The sequence below is a fragment of the Fulvitalea axinellae genome, from assembly GCF_036492835.1.
Classification (GTDB): Bacteria; Bacteroidota; Bacteroidia; order Cytophagales; family Cyclobacteriaceae; genus Fulvitalea; species Fulvitalea axinellae.
In genome coordinates, this window is record NZ_AP025314.1 from 2693419 (window position 1) to 2714271 (window position 20853).

Annotated in this window: 14 protein-coding genes; 6 read left to right on the forward strand and 8 right to left on the reverse strand. The window is 43.0% G+C overall.

All coding sequences use genetic code 11. The features are described from left to right. Positions 1-443: 443 nt before the first annotated feature. Together AABK39_RS10210 and AABK39_RS10215 are read right to left on the reverse strand one after the other, a co-directional pair. Positions 444-731: an HTH domain-containing protein gene (locus AABK39_RS10210; protein WP_338391243.1), complete on the reverse strand. Its 288-nt coding sequence runs from the start codon at positions 729-731 to the stop codon at positions 444-446. Between the two features lie 630 nt (positions 732-1361). Continuing rightward, positions 1362-3323, reverse strand: coding sequence for a beta-galactosidase (locus AABK39_RS10215; RefSeq protein ID WP_338391244.1), 1962 nt, complete (start codon positions 3321-3323; stop codon positions 1362-1364). 419 nt (positions 3324-3742) lie between these two features. Here AABK39_RS10215 and AABK39_RS10220 point away from each other — a divergent pair, with 419 nt between their 5' ends. The 3 genes from AABK39_RS10220 (at position 3743) to AABK39_RS10230 (ending at position 9385) form a co-directional block, all read left to right on the forward strand. After that, on the forward strand, positions 3743-5779 hold the full coding sequence (locus tag AABK39_RS10220; RefSeq protein WP_338391245.1) for a S9 family peptidase: 2037 nt from the start codon (positions 3743-3745) through the stop codon (positions 5777-5779). A 171-nt stretch (positions 5780-5950) separates the two neighbouring features. Beyond that, positions 5951-8209, forward strand: coding sequence for a PAS domain-containing sensor histidine kinase (locus AABK39_RS10225; RefSeq protein ID WP_338391246.1), 2259 nt, complete (start codon positions 5951-5953; stop codon positions 8207-8209). Between the two features lie 21 nt (positions 8210-8230). Then, positions 8231-9385, forward strand: a complete 1155-nt coding sequence (locus AABK39_RS10230) for a hybrid sensor histidine kinase/response regulator (protein WP_338391247.1) — start codon at positions 8231-8233, stop codon at positions 9383-9385. 15 nt (positions 9386-9400) lie between these two features. On the opposite strand, the gene ctlX is transcribed toward AABK39_RS10230, so the two are convergent. From ctlX to AABK39_RS10260, 6 genes are all read right to left on the reverse strand, one after another. Further along, positions 9401-10345 (reverse strand): citrulline utilization hydrolase CtlX, encoded by a 945-nt coding sequence (ctlX, locus tag AABK39_RS10235; protein WP_338391248.1) that lies wholly within the window; start codon positions 10343-10345, stop codon positions 9401-9403. Positions 10346-10462: 117 nt separating this feature from the next. Further along, positions 10463-11668, reverse strand: a complete 1206-nt coding sequence (locus AABK39_RS10240; protein WP_338391249.1) for a BamA/TamA family outer membrane protein — start codon at positions 11666-11668, stop codon at positions 10463-10465. Between the two features lie 161 nt (positions 11669-11829). Further along, the gene (locus AABK39_RS10245) at positions 11830-14799 is read right to left on the reverse strand and encodes a M16 family metallopeptidase (protein WP_338391250.1); all 2970 of its coding nucleotides are present in this window, start codon (positions 14797-14799) and stop codon (positions 11830-11832) included. A gap of 118 nt (positions 14800-14917) precedes the next feature. Continuing rightward, a complete protein-coding gene (locus AABK39_RS10250) occupies positions 14918-15826 on the reverse strand; it encodes a DUF3078 domain-containing protein (RefSeq protein WP_338391251.1) in 909 nt (302 codons plus the stop codon). Positions 15827-15857: 31 nt separating this feature from the next. Then, positions 15858-16697 carry a mechanosensitive ion channel family protein gene (locus AABK39_RS10255; protein ID WP_338391252.1) on the reverse strand — a complete coding sequence of 280 codons (840 nt, stop codon included), beginning with the start codon at positions 16695-16697 and terminating at the stop codon, positions 15858-15860. 65 nt (positions 16698-16762) lie between these two features. Then, on the reverse strand, positions 16763-17398 hold the full coding sequence (locus AABK39_RS10260) for a hypothetical protein (protein WP_338391253.1): 636 nt from the start codon (positions 17396-17398) through the stop codon (positions 16763-16765). A 306-nt stretch (positions 17399-17704) separates the two neighbouring features. Between AABK39_RS10260 and AABK39_RS10265 the strand changes: the two genes are divergently transcribed. From AABK39_RS10265 to AABK39_RS10275, 3 genes are all read left to right on the forward strand, one after another. Continuing rightward, positions 17705-18994 (forward strand): L-cysteine desulfidase family protein, encoded by a 1290-nt coding sequence (locus tag AABK39_RS10265; RefSeq protein WP_338391254.1) that lies wholly within the window; start codon positions 17705-17707, stop codon positions 18992-18994. A 109-nt stretch (positions 18995-19103) separates the two neighbouring features. After that, complete coding sequence (locus AABK39_RS10270) at positions 19104-19541, forward strand: hypothetical protein (protein ID WP_338391255.1); 438 nt, start codon at positions 19104-19106, stop codon at positions 19539-19541. Positions 19542-19659: 118 nt separating this feature from the next. Continuing rightward, positions 19660-20841, forward strand: coding sequence for a TolC family protein (locus tag AABK39_RS10275; protein WP_338391256.1), 1182 nt, complete (start codon positions 19660-19662; stop codon positions 20839-20841). Positions 20842-20853 lie beyond the last annotated feature (12 nt).

Genomic DNA, 20853 nt, shown 5'->3' on the forward strand with positions numbered 1-20853 from the left:
GCCCTTACAAAAAGACCTGTGAATTTCATAAACTTCGACACTAAAAAACCAAGACAACCACATACGTCAAAAAAGACTCAACCCATACTTCCAATACAGCCTTCATAAAACTTAGAGAGCCAAACATTACAGCTACTACGATTTAGCAAAATTGGTAAATTTTTTTAAATCGACGAGGGAAAAAACTTTTCAGAAAACGGTCTTGACACCCCGGAATTCCCCATAAGGAAAACCATTCGGCTTTTGCCTCCAGCATCAAAATATTTCAATCCCCTACAATTCACCATAACGTTTAGACCTTCTTAGTTTCATGTTCTTTTTTGTGACCTCCTTATTTTTTGTCTTTGGTTTTTAATTTCTGCGATAGAAAAGCCAAATAAATTCACACATTTATTCGTTGTGTGAAATACTCGTACACAATTATACAAAACGGGAATCCACTATTACTGGACTGCCATTTTTTCATTAATTTTTTTTTCATTCACTGTGGCATCTTTTTCGGAAAACTCAAACTCCAGCTTCATTTTCCCAGCCTTTACGTAGCGGTAAGTCTTTATATAATTATCATATTCAATAGGTGCCCCCAAAGCCTTCAAGGCCTTCAAATACTCCATTAAAGCGCTTCTCGACAAGCCCACCTTCTGAGCGAAGGACTCTGGCGTTCCGGTAGCCGCTCGCCGTATTAGGCTGTCCATATATTCCAATCGTTCGATATACTTGACAATATTCATCTTGTCATTTTTTATTTCGAGAAACAAAAATACGTTTTGAGCAAAGCCCCACAGGCTTAAACAATATACCAACATATCATACCCGAGCGGATTTCTAAAAGTGTAAGCTTACTAAGGTCTGTAAAGTTAAAAATAGTTCTCAAGCCTAAAGGTAAAGGTTCCTTACCATTAAGCTTTATAATAAAACTGCCTGAAAGTCTCTCGGTATAGACTTAGAAGGTATCTCCACTATACAACGGCAAGTGAAAACTCCCCAGTTTGTGTTTGCCGTTCTGAAACTGATGACAAGTAAGGTTATCTGACAAGAAAAACCAAATTACAAATATTATAATGCAAAAGATTATTTTCGGAGGCACAAAAAAGCCCCCCCTCCTTTAGGGATGATTTACACCAGCCAAAAATGGGAATATCAATAGATAACCAGAACGCTAGGGGCAAAAAGCACATTTTCTCTCCTTTCATTCACTCTCGTGGTTAAAGAACTCTCAAAGTATATTTCAAATAAAATTATACTGTTTGGCAAAAGCCCCCCGCAAAAGGTCAAAATATAAGACCTTGGACATTAAGGTACGCCCAAGGTTTTTCAAATATGAATTATGTCATCATTTCATTCCTATTCAGCTAAAACGTCTAGTTACGGCGTAATCTGTAAATCCTCTCCCCTATTGATCGGCTTCCTTTGACTGTTTCCAAATATGGCTTATCACAAATATCGACAAATCCCACTTGGTAATTCTCCCCGTCAAATCTGCCTGTCACTACCTGTTCCTGGTATTGAAACCAATGCGTCCCTACAATAAACGGATTCAAAACGGCTCCTTTTACATAATGCGCATACAGCTTTCCCCTTTGTTCTTGGTTTTGCACGCTTCTCAAACCTCCGTGCAACATTCCCCTATCCAACGCTCCAAAGTGAAATTCTCCAATCAAAACCGGTTTGTCTATTTCTCCGTGAAATGCAAAATCCGCCCCGTTAAGCCTATATCTGTTAAAGCTTACGACGTCGCAATATTTTGAAGCAATCGACACAACGGTTTTTCTTATATCCGAAGTTTCGGGGTAATAATGAAAATCAAGTCTGCTTCCCAAATACAGTTTTCCCGGAGCCTCATTTCTTATCACCTCCAGACAGGTTCGGTAATAATCATTAACCATCTGCTTTTCGAAAGAAAGTAGATCATGCTGATACGATTTGGACTTGGGGAGACTCTTTTCTTTCAAAACATGTTTCCAAGATTTGTATTCCGTTTTCCATTTTACATTAAGCGAATCAATGTTTATGTATTTGCTTCTAAGAGTGGAAAGAAGCTTTCGCTTTGCCGAAGAGTTTTCGTCGGAAGCTAAAACCGTATGGCCTAACCAACCCCAACCGTGCAATTCGTTGTCTATAAAATAACCCAGACAAAAAGGATCGCTAGTTGTCTCTTTTTGGCTTCTGACCGCTTTGACCAACTCCTCACGATACCCCGGTTTGTAAATGTCTGGAAACTTCGCTTTTCCTTTACCAAGCCTTTCCCAATAGTGTCGTAAATTAACCACATAAGGCGTCCGTTTTTCGCCAGAAAGATAAATACCGGAAGCGGACCAATTACCTATAGTGTTCATCCCCCAACTTCTCAATCTTTCGTGAACCAATTCGGGGTATATCGATTTCCAGTCTTCGCCATACTTTCTATAAAGGTTCGCCGCAGAGAAGTTATATGCTTTTCTTCCTCCACTGACAACTTCATAAAACTCAGAGAAAGGCTCACCTTCTTTTGGAAGTCCCTCAAAAAAATACTCCCTACCTTCTACAGGCGTTACCGAGCCTCCGAACCTGACACAATCGATTCCATGTGACCAAAACAAACAACCGGACGGATCCACAAACCACCATTTCCCCTGATATTTCTCTACCCTGAAATGACCTGTGGCTTTAAGCTTTGGACCGTCTGCCCATCCGCCGTATTTATTCCATGACCTTACAGTTTTCTTTGCCTCTTTATCCCGAAGCGCTTCATTTCCTAGGCTCGCAAGCTTTACATCTCCAAATGTTTTTCCGGGCCAATTATTATGTTTATACTGCCCATACTTGTCCACAAGGGGAAAATAGTCTTCGGGCTTAATTTTTTCACTCTTTCCTTTCTCAAGTTCCACTTCCCCAATTTCTAAATCAGCCGTATTCCCTGGAGGAATCAAACTGAACACCAAGCCTTTGATCTGCTTCGGGTCCACCCTGTCCCAATGCCATTGCCAACCGTCCGGCAAGCCTTTCATTCCTTTAAAGATTTGCCTATTATCCACGCTATCAGGCAAAGGGGTCCCCAATAGCCTTAACTTCACCTTAGTCTTTTCGCCCGGATTAAGAATAATCGTAGCGTTGTTCCACATTCGTCCCTTTACGGTGCTTTCGGCGTATATCGTGTCTTTTCCAATATTCTCCACTTCAAAACACAAGGTTTTAGTGCCTTCCAGTTCTTCCTTTTCCAAATTCAGCGGTAGTTCCACTGATTTACCATCTTCAATGGTAATTCTTCTATTCTTCTTTTCAGAACAGGAATAGATCAAAACGGATAATACGCTTAATAAAAATACTGGGGATAAAAATCTCATCGTCCACTCGCTTTAGCTTTGAAAATTGTCACAAAATCAATTTGTTCAAACATATTGGTTTTCATATTCGAAAGACCGTATTTCTAATTGAAAAACTATCCACCCCCGCCGTAAAGCATCTCACCCACCCTGCGGAATACGGCCGATTCTTCGGTGATCAGAAAAGCTTCCCATTACAAATTAGATCTATGAAAAGTATCCTTCCTCCATCAACAATCGATGGACGTTTTCGGTAAGCTGTCTTGCTAAAGGTGAATTGCCGAAAAATTGACTATTTTTATCCCTTCGAAAGCAATGGTGGCATACTCTTCTGCCAACCCTAGTATAAAGGCCTTTTAAAACCACAGGCCAATTCCCTTGTTACGAACGGAGGCAGGCGTCTTGCCCGCCCTATTTTCAATATCTCACAAACAGATAAAATGCTTAAACGAATTCTTCTTGCGGCGTTTTTCTTAATGCCCATGGGGCTAATTGCCCAAAACCGCCTTACCCCTAACCTTCTCTGGGAAATGGGACGAGTTGGCGGAGGTCTCGTTTCCCCTGACGGAAAGCAAGTCCTGTATACGGTAAGAAACTACGAACTACAGGAAAACCGAGGTTATACAAGCGCGTACGTAATGCCCATCGCAGGCGGAGAAGCGAAAAAAATCAATATCGACGGTTCTCCGAACTCTTTGGCTTGGCGACCTGACGGAGCGAAGATTACGTTCTTGAGAAAAGGCCAACTCTTCGAAGTGAACGTGGAGGGCGACGGCCTGCAATTGGTTTCGGAACAGACTGGTATTATAGCTTACCACTATTCCGCAAACATGAACACCCTGGCCTTTGCCAAAGAGGTTAAGCTAAGAAAGAACACCAAAGAACTTTATCCGGACCTTCCGAAAGCCGAAGCTTTGGTAATCGACGACTTGATGTACCGTCATTGGGACCACTGGAGTGATGACAAGCACAATCACGTTTTCGTAGCGCCTTACTCAAACGGTAAAATCGACGATTCGAAAAGCACCGATATTATGAAAGGCGAATTGTTCGATACTCCGACAACACCATTCGGTGGAGGCGAAGATTTCGCTTTGAGCCCAGACGGAAAAATGGTAGCGTATGTTTGCAAAAAGAAAACTGGCAAAGAGTACGCTATAAGCACAAACACCGACATCTACCTTTACAATATTGGGGAAGGCACTACCCAGAACCTCACCAAAGGTATGCTCGGTTATGACACTCAGCCTTCGTTCTCGGCAAACGGGAAACAAATCGCTTGGTTGAGCATGGAGCACGACGGGTATGAGTCTGATAAAAATGACATCTATATCTACGACTTCGCGTCGGCTCAGAAAAGCAAACTTACTGGCGATTATGACGAAACGGTTAGTTCGTTCATCTGGAAAAACGACGGGAAAGGACTCTACTTCCTTGCGGGCGTAAACGCCACTTACCAACTCTTCGAAGCGAAATTCCCTCGTAAAGGTTATCAGGAATTCACCGCTTCTAACATCAGGCAGATTACCGAAGGAGACCACAACTACAAAAGCCTCCACCAAGCCGGAAAAAGCCTGATTGGTCTGAAACAAAACATGAGCATGTCCAACGAACTTTTCAAAGTGGACATCAAAAAGGGCAAGGAAACCCAGCTTACGTTTATTAACAAGCATATTTACGACCGCATCAAATTGGGTAAAGTCGAGAAACGCTGGATCCCGACTTCAGACGGAAAGAAAATGCTTACTTGGGTAATCTACCCGCCTAATTTCGACCCGAACAAGAAATACCCTGCCCTTCTTTATTGCCAAGGTGGCCCGCAAAGTGCCGTTTCTCAGTTCTTCTCTTTCCGCTGGAACTTTCAGTTGATGGCCGCAAACGACTATATCATCGTTGCGCCAAACCGCCGTGGGTTGCCTAGCTTCGGCACTGAATGGAACGAAGCCATAAGCGGTGATTGGGGCGGACAGCCAATGAAAGACTACTTCTCCGCAATCGACGCCGTTTCGGCAGAGCCATACGTGGACGAAGACAGACTCGGAGCTATCGGCGCCAGCTATGGCGGTTACTCAGTGTACATGTTGGCAGGAATCCACCAAAAACGCTTCAAAACGTTCATTTCACACTGCGGGTTGTTCGACCTGAAAAGCTGGTATGGGACAACAGAGGAGCTCTTCTTTGCAAACTGGGACATCGGCGGACCATACTGGGAAAACCCGCAACCTATAGCGTACCAGAAATTCTCTCCAAGCGACTATGTCCAGAACTGGGACACGCCAATTTTGGTAATCCACGGAGGAAAAGACTTCAGAGTACCCGAAAGCCAAGGCATGCAGGCTTTCCAAGCGGCACAACTCAAAGGTATCCATAGCAGATTCCTTTATTTCCCGAACGAAGGCCACTGGGTGCTTTCGCCACAAAACGGAATTATCTGGCACACTGAATTCTTTAAATGGCTTGATGAAACGCTGAAATAATAACAGCCATTATGTTCCTATTAATGAAAGCGGACCCGATATGGGTTCGCTTTTTTTATACCCAAAACCGACGCAAGTATTCGCTAAAAACTAAACTTTTCCAAGTTATTTTTTTTCTTAATTTATTTTTGAATTTCAATTTCGTTTACACACAGCCACTTACTCCTACCGATGGGCAACACTAAGGAAATAAATGTGGAATCTCGCAGAAGCGTCATCTCAAGACTTCATACGCTTGAATTGATCTTTCTAAATTTTTCGGAACCCCTCATGCTTATATCCAAAGACATGAACATCCTGATCGCCAACCAAGCGGCAAAATCAGCGTTCGGTTTTACGGATCAAGACATGAAAAATCTAGGGCTCACCACTCTCTACGAAACTTCCTTGCTGGATGCCAAATTACAAACACATATAAACCGTTGCCTGGAGGGTAACATAAGTTTCTGCCAAACGAAAACCATCGAAAACGGTCAGGAACGTTGCTGGGAAATCCGGCTAGACCCGGTGCGAGAAGAAAACGACACCAATGCCTGCTTACTAGTTTGCCGGGACAATACGGAGTCCGAACAAATGCAGGAAAGACTGAAAAAGTACCAACTCACGATCTCTAATACCTCTGAAATGATCGTGTTGTTGGACAAGAATCTTTGCTGTACCATAGTCAACGATACTTTTCAGGAAAAAGCCAGGCGAAAAAACAGCAAAATCATCGGGCTTCCATTCCAAACGGTCATGAAGGATTTCATTGACGAGGTTCTGATAACCGAAGCTTTGCAGGAATGTATGTTGGGAAGAAGCATGCGCTTTCAACACTGGGTGAAATTCACTTCAAAAAGACTGTCTTATATCGACTTTCACTTCGACCCTGTTTACGGAATAACCGGCAGTGTGGACGGCGTTGTGGTCAGTGCCAGAGAAATTACCAATATATGGAAAGCCGAAGAAAAATATAAACAAGTCATTGACGCCTCAGAGGATGGTTTTTGGGAATATAACATCCGGAAAAACAAACTCTTCTCCAGTAAAAAAAGCTATACCATGCTGGAGTATATGACCAGCGATTTTTCGGGAAAGAAAGAAACCCTTCTCAAAACCGTTCACTCCGATGATCTGGACAAGTTCAAAAAAGACTACTTAACGTTTATTCATAGTCGAAAAAGTAATTTCAAAACGGAGTTTAGGGCAATTACTAAAAATGGAAATATAAAGAACATTTTGGTCCGGGGAAAAGCCCTCAACCGAACACAAAGCGGTTTCCCTCAAAGGATGATAGGCGTTCAAACCGATATTACCGCCATAAAAGAAAGCGAACGGGCACTTAAGGAGGCGAAAGAAATAGCCGAAAAAGCGAATAAAACGAAGAGTGAATTCTTGGCGAATATGAGTCACGAAATACGAACTCCGCTCAATTCCGTAATAGGATATACCGAATTATTGGAGTCCACCCCTATTAACGCCGTACAATCCGATTACTTGGGTTCCATTAGGGCCGCAGGAAAAAATCTCTTGCATTTAATTAACGATATTCTCGATTTATCGAAAATTGAAGCGGGAATGATGGAACTCAAACCCGAACCATGCAACATAATGGATCTTGTTGGGGAAATACGGAAGATATTCGCTCTAAAATGTCAGGATAAGGGTATAAAATTTAAAGTGTCGATTCCGGAGGACTTACCCGAAATGTTATTTTTTGACGGTATTCGAATGAGGCAAGTCTTGCTCAACCTGATTGGAAATGCTATAAAATTCACATCGGAAGGCTCCGTTTCACTGAATATAAGTTTTGCAAGATGCATCAACGATCCCGATAAGATTTCACTTACCCTGTCTGTCCGGGACACCGGTATTGGAATACCGTTTACCGAACAAAAAGGGATATTCGAAGCCTTCCGTCAACAATCGGGACAAAGTACCCGCAAATACGGAGGAACGGGCCTCGGACTTTCGATTAGCAAAAGACTTGTCGAAATGATGAATGGGGATATCGATCTTGTTAGCGAACTTGGAAACGGAGCCGAATTTAAAGTTACCATTCCTTCCGTCTCTGTTTTCGGATCAAAAAAAGAACCCGATCCAGATCTGTCCAAAAAAGTGGTATCTCAGGAACTTCCGCTAATAATTTCCGAAATAAAAAACAGCCGGATTTTTTCGGAAAATGATAAAGCGAAAATCCCCGAATTACTCAAAGCATATGATATCCGATGTGTCAAAGCTTGGGAAATCGCTTCTGAAACGGAACTATCCGATGACATTTTACACTTTGCCCGATTAGTTATCGAACTCGGCAATAGGTATAAATTAGAAAACCTTATCAAATACGGAAACCTTTTAATCCGATATACAGAAACGTTCGATTTAGACAAAATGTCGCTCTACCTCTCGGCCTTTTCCGAATTAGCGGAAAGCTCCGACGACAAAGATTAAACGAGCAAAAAAACTGTAAGTATGGAATCAACCCAAAAAATACTCATTGTAGACGATATTGCGCAAAACATTCAAGTGGCCGCAAATATCCTGAAAAAAGAGCACTACAACATCACTTATGCGCAAAACGGAAAAGCCGCTTTAAGGAAGATCTCAAAAATTGAATTCGACCTTATTTTACTCGATGTTATGATGCCTGAAATTAACGGATATGAAGTTTGTAAATTAATTAAGGCCAGTCCGCGTACCAAAGACACACCTGTTATTTTCTTAACCGCCAAAGCCGAGCCTACCAATATAGTAAAAGGTTTTGAGGTAGGGGCTGTCGATTACATCACGAAGCCTTTTAACGGAACGGAATTATTAGCTCGGGTCAAAACCCAATTGAGCCTGAGAAATACTACTCGTGAGCTACAAAAGGCAAATGAAACAAAAAACAAATTATTCTCTATCATAGGTCATGACCTTCGTGGCTTAATCGGTAATATCAAAAACATTTTTGACGTTCTAACCAGTCGTTATTACCAATTTGACCAGGAACGTGTAGAACGATTAATTAGATTAGGAAAAGACTCCTCCGCTTCCACTCACAATTTGCTCGAAAACCTTCTCTGCTGGGCACGTAGCGAGAAAGGCGTATTGGGTTTTGTCCCTCGACATTGTGATATCACGATACCGATAAGGGACGCTATGGACCTTTTTTCGGCAACAGCCGACCATAAAAAAATCAATATTCAATGGGAATGCGAAGAAGACGAAGTTTTTGCGTATTTCGATGAGGATATGATAAGGACCGTAATCAGAAACCTTCTTTCAAACGCCATTAAATTCACCCCGATGAATGGCGAGGTAAGGGTGGCGGTGACCACTAACGAAAAAATGATTACCGTAGAATTTACGGATAACGGAATCGGCGTTGATTTTAAGAATATCCAAAAAATACTAAGTCGGGACCTACACTATACCACCGAAGGAACCGAAGGCGAAAAAGGAACGGGTTTAGGTTTACTGTTGGTTAAAAATTTTGTGGAAAAGAATAAAGGCAAACTAACGATTGAAAGCGTTTTGGATGAAGGCAGCTTATTCCGTTTTACGCTACCCCGACAGCCAGTAAACGTAAAACCTGACGGGGAAACCGAAAACCGGAACACCACTCAAGTAAGTATTCCGGTTTAGGTTATTCTTTTCGGGTTAGGCCTTTGGCAGGTTAACTCCCGCCATCATACACCGAATACTTCCTCCGCCTTTTTCTTCGATAGTGCTTACATCCAATGGCAAAAGTTTTGCGTATTTCGCTAAAGTCTCTAATTGCTGGTCGTCTAAGCTATCATAAGCACATTGCGACATCACCAAATAACGGTGTCCCCTTTCATTGCAAACTTCCAGCATATTTCCCGCAAAGGAATACATTTGGTCCATTGTGATGGAGACTACTTCATGGCCCGTTTTCTCCAGCGAATCACGAAGGGCTTTGCGTTCCTTCTCGTCTCGGATACTTTCTTCGCAAACTACCGCAAAGTCATCGCCCAAACACATCAATACATTAGCGTGATAAATATCTTTACCCGCCTTATCCACAGATGTAAAACCAAATGGTTTAAAACCTAAACGATCGCAAACCTCTTCAAAAAGAGCTTTGTCCGTACGTGGCGAATAATTAGCGTAAGCTATCATATTCACATAATCGAATATAACACTACCCGTACCTTCCAGAAAAACTCCTTCAGCTTCTTTATCGCTATAATCGATTACTTCTGAAACGCTAAAACCGTATTCTTCGACTAACGAATCGATAAATTCTTTACGCCTCTCCGTTCTTCTGTTTTCGGCACACATCGGATAAAGAACTACTTTTCCGTCATCATGGAAAGAAATCCAATTATTCGGAAAAATCGAATCGGGCGTATGCGGTTCGGACGTGTCCACAAACTCTACAACTTTTACTCCTTCTTCCCTTAATTTATCTCGGGCACTTAAAAACTCTTCCAGCGCCTTTTCTTGGATTTGCTCCGCTGATTCTCCCGTATCCTGGACTTGGAAAGCGTTAGTAACCGCCGTTTCAGCATTATAACCAAAACGAACCGGACGCACCATCATAATTGACGAAGGTACCTGTTTACTTTCTTTTGTTATCATCGCGATTCTCGGTTTGTAAGGTTTGTCCTTATAATTAGAAAGGACCGAACTTATAGGGTTTTTCGAAAATAGTGAATTTCATTTGATAAACACGTTTTCCCTGTGGAGGCTAATTCTTTAAAACGCTTCTTTCAAGGAAAAATAAATCGCTTTTTCTCCCTTCAGATCTGTTCCAATATCTATTCGAAGGTTGATTCTTTCTTTTTCGCTTAAATAAAATCGGCCACCTAAACCGACTGTATGTCGAAAATTTTCCGAATCCCATTCCGAACCAGCTCCATGATGGCCAATCCCCGCAAAAGCCACCATTCCGAATCTGCTGAACAAATGTTTTCTATATTCACTCCGTACAAACATAAAACGCTCATCCGCATATCTGTTCTCATGTCCTGTCCCTCTTAACCTATCTTCCCCTCCAATTTTTGGATAAAGATAAAACGGCGTATTCTCTGCGTTTACAAGGCCTTCTCCCAACATCTGAAACGCCATTACATTATTTCCATTTCCCCAAGAAAAGTAATGGCGATAATCCAGCTTTACTATTCCGAAAGGATTTACGTCCTTATCAAATCGTTTATAGAGTAATCCTTTCGTTTCTAAAAAATAACCGGATTTAGGCGCATAACGATTTTCCCTTTTATCAATTCTAAAAACAGGTCCTATTCCGATAAATGATGCTCTGCCATTTTTGAATAACGGATTATCGACACTACCGTCCTCAACATTCTGAATTTCAGAAATCTTTGTAGCAAGCAAATGAGAACTTAAACCCGCCCAAGTATCGCCTTTTAAACGCCTTAATACATCAGCGTTTAACACTACCCACTCCTTTGTAAAATCAAGAGGATCATCAAAAGCTTCGTTTCCAATTCCATAAAACTCATCCGGGTATTTCTCAGCAACCAATTCGCTGTTCAATACATATGAATCGCCCATAAAAAGGTCCAATCCGACTTTCGCTCCCATTTGCTGTTTTGTGGAAAATGAGAATCTTGGAGTTACAACCGTTGCCGTTTCCGAATCTTTATGCCCCAAAACCGCTACACTGTACACCCCATATTTAAAACCTGTGGACGGGCTATAAGCAAGAAGAGGAATAGGCGTGATTTTTATATTTTCATTTTCATACGCAAGTTTATCCGGCAACGAAGCCATTCGGTCGGCCAAGGCCATACAACGATGAATAAAAGATAGCTCAGCTCCTTTTTCTTCAGATATTTTATCAGGTTCCTGAGCCTCTTGGGCATTTGCCAATACAGAAAAACCAAAAAGGAACAACGCTATTAACGTCGTTCGGCCTTTTAAACAACTCACCAAATTCATATCAACCTCAAGCCTTATAAAGAAAAAACACAAACGCACTCACCACTTACTTTCCAACAATAATTTCATGAGTTTCGAATATAAAAAAAGCGCTCCATGAATCAGGAGCGCTTTAATTTTTTAATTGGAAACATTAATGGTTTTCCGAAATAACTGGATGTTTATTGAGCCATTTCCTTTTTCAACGATTCCGCATCATAGCCGAAAAGGTCTTCAATAGTAAGTTGCTCAAAATCGCCTAGTTGCTTTAACACTTCAAAATCCATTTTTGACTCATTCCCTATCACCAGATAAGCGTATTTCTTTCCTTTTACATGTTTATCGAAAAACGCTTTCAATTCTGGCAAAGTGGCTGTTTTTAGTTTTGCGTAAATCTCTTTTGAGATATCATAATCGATTCCTCGTTTCTTTAAGGATTCGTAAGTCCAGAAAATATCAGAACCCACTATTCTACGGGCTTCTATATCCTTCATGGCGGCAAAACGCGCTTCATTAAACTGTTTTTCGGCCTCTGGCATATCATTCATCAAGGATTTCATAGACGAAACCGCTTCCGGAAGTTTATCCACTTGTGTTCCGATATATGCGATTACGTGATTGCGCTTTCCTTTTTTCCCGGCTTGGGAATAGGCGCTATAAACGGAATAAGCCAACGCTTTAGATTCCCTGATTTCCTGAAATACAATAGACGAAAGACCCCCACCAAAATATTGATTAAATAAGCTGGCCATCGGCATTAACGCTGGATCAAAAATCTGGTCATCACCAAACATTATCATCTCTGTTTGCGCCATATCATAATTGGAATAAAAGACACGATCCGAATCGATTGCTAATTCCTTATATTCCTTTTTCGGTGGATACGCTTTTAACGGCATCGTTGGCTTATGATCCTTTTCCAGCACTTTTCCGATTCCTTCCTGCGTATTAGGCCCATAATAGAAAATACGGTGTTTATAATCTGAAAGGCCATGAACTTTATCCACTAACGCTTGCGGATCCATTGTTTTAAGCTGATGTGCCGGGATGATATTCCGTAATCTGGAATCCTTACCGTATTGAGCATAGGACATCAAGCCACTGTATAATATATTCCCTTTATTCAGAGTACCATCCAATCGGCCTTTAAGTATCCTTCCCACCAGATTGTCATAAGCGGTTTGATCCTTTTTAACATCGGACAAAATGTGCTCAAACAGCGGTACTCCCGCCTCCAAAGATTCTTCCAATCCAGATAAATAAACGTATGTACGGTCATTACTTGAACTTACTCCGAAATTGACACCAAGTTTAAAGAATTCCTTTTTCAGATCTTCCGCCGAATACTTTGATGTTCCCAAAAACGGCAAGTAGCTGGCCATAAGATCAAGCTCTTTGTCGTTATCAGTTCCCATATCAAAAAGATAAACCAGATTAAACAACTGGTTGCTTTCATTCTTTATATAGCTTATCGGAATATCGTTTTTCAGCTTTCCTTCCGATATAGCGGATTTGAAATCAACGAATTCCGGCTTAATCCTAGAAACCTCCATCGAATCAATAGACGCATAGAATTGCGACTGACGATCACGGTTTACCTGAATTGGGGTAATTTTAGGTTTCTTGAATTTCTGCGGAGCGATTTTTCCTTGTCTTTTATAGACTACTGCATAATTGTTATTCAGATATTTATTGGCAAAATCAACGATGTCCTGTTTAGTCAATGAAGACATAACCTTCTCTTTCCCAACAGTATTTTTCCAATCCACTCCCAGAATAAAAGCGTCTTTCATCGCTTCTGTCCTATTCTCGTTACTTTCGAGACCTTGTATTTCCTGAAGTTTTAAGAAGCGAACGGAAGCTTGAACTAACCAATCCTCAAAATTACCGGTTTTCAAATCCGTAATCTGTTGCATTAACAGATCCTTCACTTGTTCCAAGGTTTGTCCGTTTTTCGGATTCGCCCTTAATGTAAGAATCGAATAATCTTCCCAGATAATCGGCGAAGATCCTGCTCCCAACACCTTTTGTGATTGGTTCAGATTCAAATCAATCAACCCAGCTTTTCCGTTGGACAAAATAGCGTCTAGCACTTCCAGTTTGGCCGTGGCCACAGGGTCTTTGCCACCCGGCATTCTGTACCCGATCTGCACAAATTCCGCGTTTGGACCTATCACTTCCTCTTTTACCGGCGAACGATTTTCATCCTCAGGCTTATAAGTGAATTTCGGCACTTCCCTTTTTGGCAAAGTCACAAAATACTTTTTCGCAAAATCAACGACCTCATCCGGATTAAAGTCCCCAGCCATAACAAGAGCCATATTGTTCGCTACGTAATATTCATGAAAATACTCGTAGATCTTTTTCATCGACGGATTCTTCAGATCTTCCGCCGTACCTATAGTGGATTGGGTTCCGTACGGGTGGTTCATAAACAACCCAGCAAGCATTTTTTTCATTACTTGCTGATAATCGCTATCCAATCCCCGATTGTACTCTTCGTATACAGCTTCCAGCTCAGTATGGAAAAGGCGTAATACAACTTCATGAAAACGCTCGCCGGCGATTCTCATCCATTTTTCCAGCTCATTCGAAGGAATACTGTTTATATAAACCGTCTGATCAGTCCAAGTGTAGGCGTTCGTTCCCTGAGCTCCCAGAACGGAGACCATCTTGTCGTATTCATTCGTAGCGACATAACCCGAAGCGATATACGAAACGCTATCGATAATATGATAAATCGAATCACGGGCCTTTTCGTCGGTAACACCACGACGCTCTTCATAAAGCGCCTCGATTCTATCCAACAACGGTTTTTCGTCTTTCCAATCTAGCGCGGCTATCTTTGAAGTTCCCTTAAACATCATATGCTCAAGGTAATGCGCCAATCCGGTAGCGTCATGCGGATCTTTCTTACTGCCTGTCCGGATCGCTACTTCGGTAAAAATTCTCGGTTTCCGTTTGTTTACCGACATGAATATTTTCATGCCGTTATCTAGCGTATATATCAACGCACCGTACGGGTCATTGTCTACACGCTCATATTTGTACTTGTACTTACCCTGTTTCTTTTCCGAGTTTTCGGAACAAGACCAAAGTAATACTAAAGCCAGAAGAACACTGGCTAGAATTCTGAATGATTTCAATTTCATAAACAAAAGCGGATTAGGTTAAAATCATGTCACGGATAGGAACAAGTTATCAATATTCGGATAATCAAAAAATTAATATTTATATAATTCAATATTCGTAATCGTCTACAAATCCAATTTAGAATTCCCAATTGATTCCTACGGATATATTGTGCCTAAACTGTAATGCGGGTCCCCTCGTACCGTCGTCCCTGATAAACTTTATATCGTCGTCATAAATCATTTGTGTACCGACCTGCGCAAATAAAAGCTTAGTCACTTTCATTTTTAATGAAGCTGGCCAGTTTATGTCGACAGTGGTTATGGATTCATAATCGGCAAACAGGTTAAGTGATGTGTCAAGAACCACATCCTCCACAATTTTCCAATGCAAACTGGAGAATATATTGCACCCCACTTGAGCCCTGAACTTCTCTCCTTTTTTCACACCAAAAAGTCCCTGTTCGCTCAGTGGCTCACTTGAAACAAAAGTAAATCGCCCGGATATTGGGGACAGATTGACAACCAACAGGTCCTTGTATGCGTAATTCGCACCCAAAGTCGTCGTCAGATAAGCAGGCGAAAATATATCCGAAGTATATTCACGCATGCTTTTTCCGTTATCGGAACTATACTGATAACCAGCAGCAAACTGGGTAACCAACCTGCCTGTTACCGAAACCGACCAGTATTCGGATACACGACGGCCAAAATTGGTCATCAGATCCAGTTTGTCTTGTGTTTTTCTGTCTGGGTAACGGTCCACATCCAAAGTCACCCAACCGAAGGCTATTTCAACTCTGTTTATCCAAATCGTTTTCGCGCTCTCCCTTTTTACGGAATAATTTCCCGTAGCGTCCAACGAAAAGGAATTTGATCCGCCCGCTGACCAATTCGAGAAACCGGCATTAGCCACCGTTATCCCGATTACTCCGTTCTTAGTCCATTTTACACTGTCTGTCTCCTCTTCCGTTTGGGCATTTACGGCAATAGCAAGCGTTAGCGCAAAAGACAATATTGCCAGAAAACGTGAATAGAAATGATTCATGGAAATTAAATTTATAGGAAATCAAAAATGATCACTTAACGTCTGTAGTATCGCCCGAATCAAGATGAACGTCCATTTGCGGAAATGGAATACTGATCCCGTTTTCGTTAAACTCACGGTAAACCGTCTGATTCACATCAAAAAATACGGGCCAATAGTCATCCGTTTTCACCCAAAATCGAGCTACCAAATTCACCGAACTGTCAGCCATCTCCAACAAACCAACGAAAGCCTCTGGCACATCCAAAATTCGTTTATCCGAAGATGCTATTCCCAATAAGATCGACTTGGCCTTTTCCACATCATCACCATAGGCTATCCCGAACACGAAGTCCACACGCCGATTTTTCTGTGCCGAATAATTTGTCAATGTCCCTGTAGCCAGAAAATCATTGGGTATCACGACCGTCTTATTGTCTGGAGTAAGAAGAACCGTATTGAAGATCAGAATCGACTGCACGACGCCTTTCTCCCCTTGGGCCTCGATAAAATCTCCGACTTTGTAAGGTTTGAAAGAAAGGATCAAAATCCCGCCGGCAAAGTTCTTCATGGTTCCCGAAAGCGCCACCCCAATCGCCAAACCCGCGGCGCCCACCATCGCTATCAGCGAAGTCATCGCAACACCGAGAATATTAATTGCGGTGATCACCACTATGATTTTGAGCGTAATATCAACCAGACTTTTTAAAAATGTCCGCAGGGATATATCCATCTCCCTATTTTCCATAAGCTTGGCGCTTCCCCTCACGATCATCCGCACCACAATCAAGCCTATAAAAAACACCAAAATAGCGCCTACTACTCTCGGAGCATATTCCACAGCCATTTCCGAGACTTTTTGCCAAAGGCTGTTTACGTCAATGTTTTCCATATCGCAGAATTTGTCCGACTTCTCCAGCACAAGAAAAGCGCCACAAATCCCACGTTATCGAAATGTCATTTGGATGAACCGTTCCACACCAACGCCGCTATTCGTCTGTTTTTCAGGTCATCACTATTATTCTCCGTATTTTCTTCAATCAAATACAAAATCTTGGACCTCTTTGCCACCAGAAACTGTTCCCCTGAATCTTGAACCAGACTCAAGCCTTTCCGCTTTCTTTGCGCCGACTTTACCGTCATTCCAGGCTTTACTCCATACACGTCCGCAACTCCTTTGTCAAAAATGAAAAGCCGATTCACCTTTTTGTCGTTCTTAGAGCTCATCCTAATGAAAACGCTTCCGGCCGTTCCTTTTATGATGTCGTAATACTTAAACGGCCGCCCGTCTTCCTGCCCTATATTTTCAATAATCGTAGTCCCCGGAAAGTAGTTTTTCACCTCCGCCAGATCCAGCCTGTTTGCGCCACCCAAAGGCATTTCCCCATATCCGTCTTCTTTCAATTTCGGCTTGTTTGACTTTCCAAAAAAATCCGGCCTGATCGGTTCCGGCTCATACAGCCCCGGCTTCATTCCCGCTTTTGAAAGCTCCTCTCCCGATTCCACTTTACGGTAACTCAAACCGCAAGACGTTAACTCCAACACAGACAAAAAAAGTAATCCAAACAACCACCTGCTTTCCACTCCCTTCATATCCACTGACGTTAAGGTTTGATTTTCATGCATGAAACCCAGAGAGAATAATACTGTTAATCATCGCATGGGTTTTTTATCAAAAATTAAATTAGAAAGCTCACATTTATCAAATTCCCAACCCAAAGTCCAATTCGTAATGTCCAGAGATTCCATCTCGTCTTTCGTTTTCAAGCACTTTAGCGGATGTGATTTTTTCCGTATATTACACGCTTCCAAAACCCGGATATTTACACCCAAATCATAATCCGGCGTTCTATTCGTTTATTATGAAACATTTTTTCCCACACCAAACCCTTGAACTCGATGAGTCCAATTACCGACAGACAGATTATTGACTTCATCAAAAAAGACGTCCAACGCGCCTTGGGCTGTACCGAACCCATCGCCGTAACTTTGGCCGTAGCCAAAGCGCGGGAAACTTTGGGCCGAAAACCTGAAATCATCGACATTCACGTTAGCGGAAACATCCTCAAAAACGGAATGGGTGTCGGCATTCCTGGCACGGACATGCGCGGCCTCAGGGTCGCGGCTGCTTTGGGTGCGCTCACCGGCGATTCGTCCGACGCCTTGGAAGTGCTCAAAAATGTCACGCCCGAGATCGGTAGCCAAGCCAAAATGATGGTGGAAGCCGGTTTAGTCAATATCGTGCTGAAAAACAATGTCGACAAGCTTTATGTGGAGGCGGTTTGCAGAGCCGGCAAAGACATGAGCCGTGTGATTCTGGAAAAAAGGCACACCAATATTGTCTCCGTAGAGCTGAATGACGAAACTGTTTTCAAAGCGGAAAAAGAAACTGAAAACGGTCCGGGAAAAACCGACTCGGGAAAAGTCAAAGGCATGACAACTGAACGGATCGTGGAATTCGCCAAGACGGCCTCGTTCGACGACATCTCGTTTATTCTCGAGGGCGTAGAACCAAACTGGGACATCGCCATGTACGGCCTTGAAGGCGATTTTGGCCTAAAGGTGGGAAAACGGCTAACCGTAAACCGGCCTACCGAAGTCATTGACGCCGACTGGATGACTTCCGCCATGTCAAAAGCCGCCGCGGGTTGCGACGCCCGGATGGCAGGGTCAATTATGCCCGTAATGACCAACTCGGGAAGCGGTAACCAAGGCATCACTATTTTCGTCCCAATCGTTGACGTTGCCCAAAAAGTTGGCGCTAACAAAGACCAGCTGGCACGGGCCCTGATCATCGGCAACGCCATTCCGATACACATAAAAACCCAAATCGGCCCTCTTTCGGCCCTTTGCGGAATCGTCCCGGCTTCGACAGGCGCCGCCTGCGGTATCGCCTATCTAATGGGCGGTGATTTCAAACAAATCGAAAGGGTTGTGAAATATATGCTGGCCAACACTTCCGGCGTATTCTGCGACGGGGCCAAGCCTGCTTGCGCTCTGAAAGTTTCGACCGGAACCAGCGCCGCCGTCCAAGCCGCCATATTCGGCATGAGTGACGACGAACTCCCTTATAGCGACGGAATCATCTCGGACAGTGTGGAAGACACCATTGACAATTTGGCAAGAATAGCCGCTCACGGAATGTTGCAGACAGATATCGATATTCTGGATATTATGACCAGCAAATAGGTTTTAGCGGGACGTTATCATCACGTCCCGCTGCCTTTTCAGCGTCATATTCGCAAAAAAACATCGGCAGCCTCGTTTTAAAGCCAAGCAATTACTACCTTACGCAAGTATGCGTGCTTTGAGCAAAATATCGGCTATATTTTTTCTGGGGATCCTGTGCTTGTTGCTCATGCACACCTTGGTTCCGCACGTGCACCATGACCATAAAGATTTTTATTCGGCTACAGTCAACGCCGAAACGCATCATAAGCGTACGGACCATCACCAAAAGAAAAGTACGTTAGCCGATTTTCTCAGCGATTTTATCGAGAAACACGCACACGGTTTCGACACGGACACCTATAAAGGGCACAAAGTTTTACAGGATCTGTGGAACGGCCCTGAATACAGCCCCGTAGCCGTTTTTTGTTTCCTCTTCGAAATTACTTTCCCAAAAGAATCAATAGCTCCTCAAGAGCCTAGACATGAGGTTCCCATCAGCCCGAAGCGATTTACGCTGGCTTGGAGTCACCGTGGACCTCCTTCTTTTTTCACCTTTTCCGTTTAGCCTTTTTAGGCTAACTCTCTAGAGTAAGCAACCCAAAACCGCAGACAATTCTGATCGGAATTTAGATTCCGGCCTTTCCCGCTATGGGTTGATTTCACTATTTCATAAAACACATATCATGCGAAGTACCATATTCGCCTTGGCCTTGGTGTATATATGCGTTTCGAAAACCGTTGCGCAGACAACCGCAGACCAAGTCATATCACAAATAGAACGGAACAACCTGGAGCTAAAAGCCCTCCGGGACCAGACCGAAAGCCAGAAGCTCGGCAGTAAGACCGAGAATAATCTGCCCGATCCGGAAGTGAGCGCCTATTATCTCCCCTACGGCACCCACACTGGCGGTGATTATACAGAATTCCAGTTTTCCCAAAGCTTTGAATTTCCGACCGTATACTTGGCCAGAAAGAAGATGATTGGCGAAAAACAACAGCTTTTGGATCTGGAATACGGCCAAAAACGCCAACAAATCCTGGCAAAAGCCGAGAAGCACTTTCTAAGGCACACTTACCTTTCCAAGACTCTCGATCACCTTCAAGACAGGCTCCGGATGTCCGAAAAGGTGTATTCACAAACGGAGGAACTCTATTCCAAAGGACAAATCAACCTGCTGGAACTCAACAAGGCCAAAGTGGTCCGATACAAGGAGTCTTTCGAACTGGAAAGCGTGGAAAACGAAAAGCTGGAAATTGAGAAAACCCTCAAGGCCATGAACGGCAACCAGCCTGTAGAATTCGCAACTTCCGAATACGGCAACACCCTGACAATCTCATCCGAAGACAGCCTTTGGGCGGAAAAAGAACGCTTTTCGCCAGAACTCTTGGCTTTGTCCTCGCAAGAACGGCTGTATGAGCAGGCGCTGAAAGTCCAGCAAAGAAAAAACTTGCCGGACATCAGCCTCGGGGCGAATATTCAGGGCGTCCACAACGAGCGCCATGCGGGTTTTTACGGAGGCATCAGCCTACCGCTTTGGAGAAACAAGAACAAGGTGAAAACGGCAAAAGCGAAACTCTCAGCCACAAAAAGCTTGGCCGAAGCGAAGCTAAACGAGAAAAGGACCGAGTTCTCCGCCGTTTACGAAACCTTCCGGAAAACGCTCGTGAAATTCCGTGAATACCAAACCGTTTTCGGTGAGCTAAACGACGAAAACCTGTTGCTGAAAGCCTACTGTTCGGGCGAAATTTCTTACACCGACTATTACAACGAGTTGCGGTTCTATCGCCAAGCGGCAGACCAACTTTTGAAGGTGGAATTCGAACTCCACCAACTCAAAGCCGAACTGCTGAAACACCGTCTGTAATCAACAACAAAA

Excerpts from the sequence above, each read along its gene's own strand:
- AABK39_RS10210 (WP_338391243.1), bottom strand. The coding sequence starts at position 731 with ATGAATATTGTCAAGTATATCGAACGATTGGAATATATGGACAGCCTA.
- AABK39_RS10215 (WP_338391244.1), bottom strand. The coding sequence starts at position 3,323 with ATGAGATTTTTATCCCCAGTATTTTTATTAAGCGTATTATCCGTTTTG.
- AABK39_RS10220 (WP_338391245.1), top strand. The coding sequence starts at position 3,743 with ATGCTTAAACGAATTCTTCTTGCGGCGTTTTTCTTAATGCCCATGGGG.
- AABK39_RS10225 (WP_338391246.1), top strand. The coding sequence starts at position 5,951 with ATGGGCAACACTAAGGAAATAAATGTGGAATCTCGCAGAAGCGTCATC.
- AABK39_RS10230 (WP_338391247.1), top strand. The coding sequence starts at position 8,231 with ATGGAATCAACCCAAAAAATACTCATTGTAGACGATATTGCGCAAAAC.
- ctlX (WP_338391248.1), bottom strand. The coding sequence starts at position 10,345 with ATGATAACAAAAGAAAGTAAACAGGTACCTTCGTCAATTATGATGGTG.
- AABK39_RS10240 (WP_338391249.1), bottom strand. The coding sequence starts at position 11,668 with ATGAATTTGGTGAGTTGTTTAAAAGGCCGAACGACGTTAATAGCGTTG.
- AABK39_RS10245 (WP_338391250.1), bottom strand. The coding sequence starts at position 14,799 with ATGAAATTGAAATCATTCAGAATTCTAGCCAGTGTTCTTCTGGCTTTA.
- AABK39_RS10250 (WP_338391251.1), bottom strand. The coding sequence starts at position 15,826 with ATGAATCATTTCTATTCACGTTTTCTGGCAATATTGTCTTTTGCGCTA.
- AABK39_RS10255 (WP_338391252.1), bottom strand. The coding sequence starts at position 16,697 with ATGGAAAACATTGACGTAAACAGCCTTTGGCAAAAAGTCTCGGAAATG.
- AABK39_RS10260 (WP_338391253.1), bottom strand. The coding sequence starts at position 17,398 with ATGAAGGGAGTGGAAAGCAGGTGGTTGTTTGGATTACTTTTTTTGTCT.
- AABK39_RS10265 (WP_338391254.1), top strand. The coding sequence starts at position 17,705 with ATGAGTCCAATTACCGACAGACAGATTATTGACTTCATCAAAAAAGAC.
- AABK39_RS10270 (WP_338391255.1), top strand. The coding sequence starts at position 19,104 with ATGCGTGCTTTGAGCAAAATATCGGCTATATTTTTTCTGGGGATCCTG.
- AABK39_RS10275 (WP_338391256.1), top strand. The coding sequence starts at position 19,660 with ATGCGAAGTACCATATTCGCCTTGGCCTTGGTGTATATATGCGTTTCG.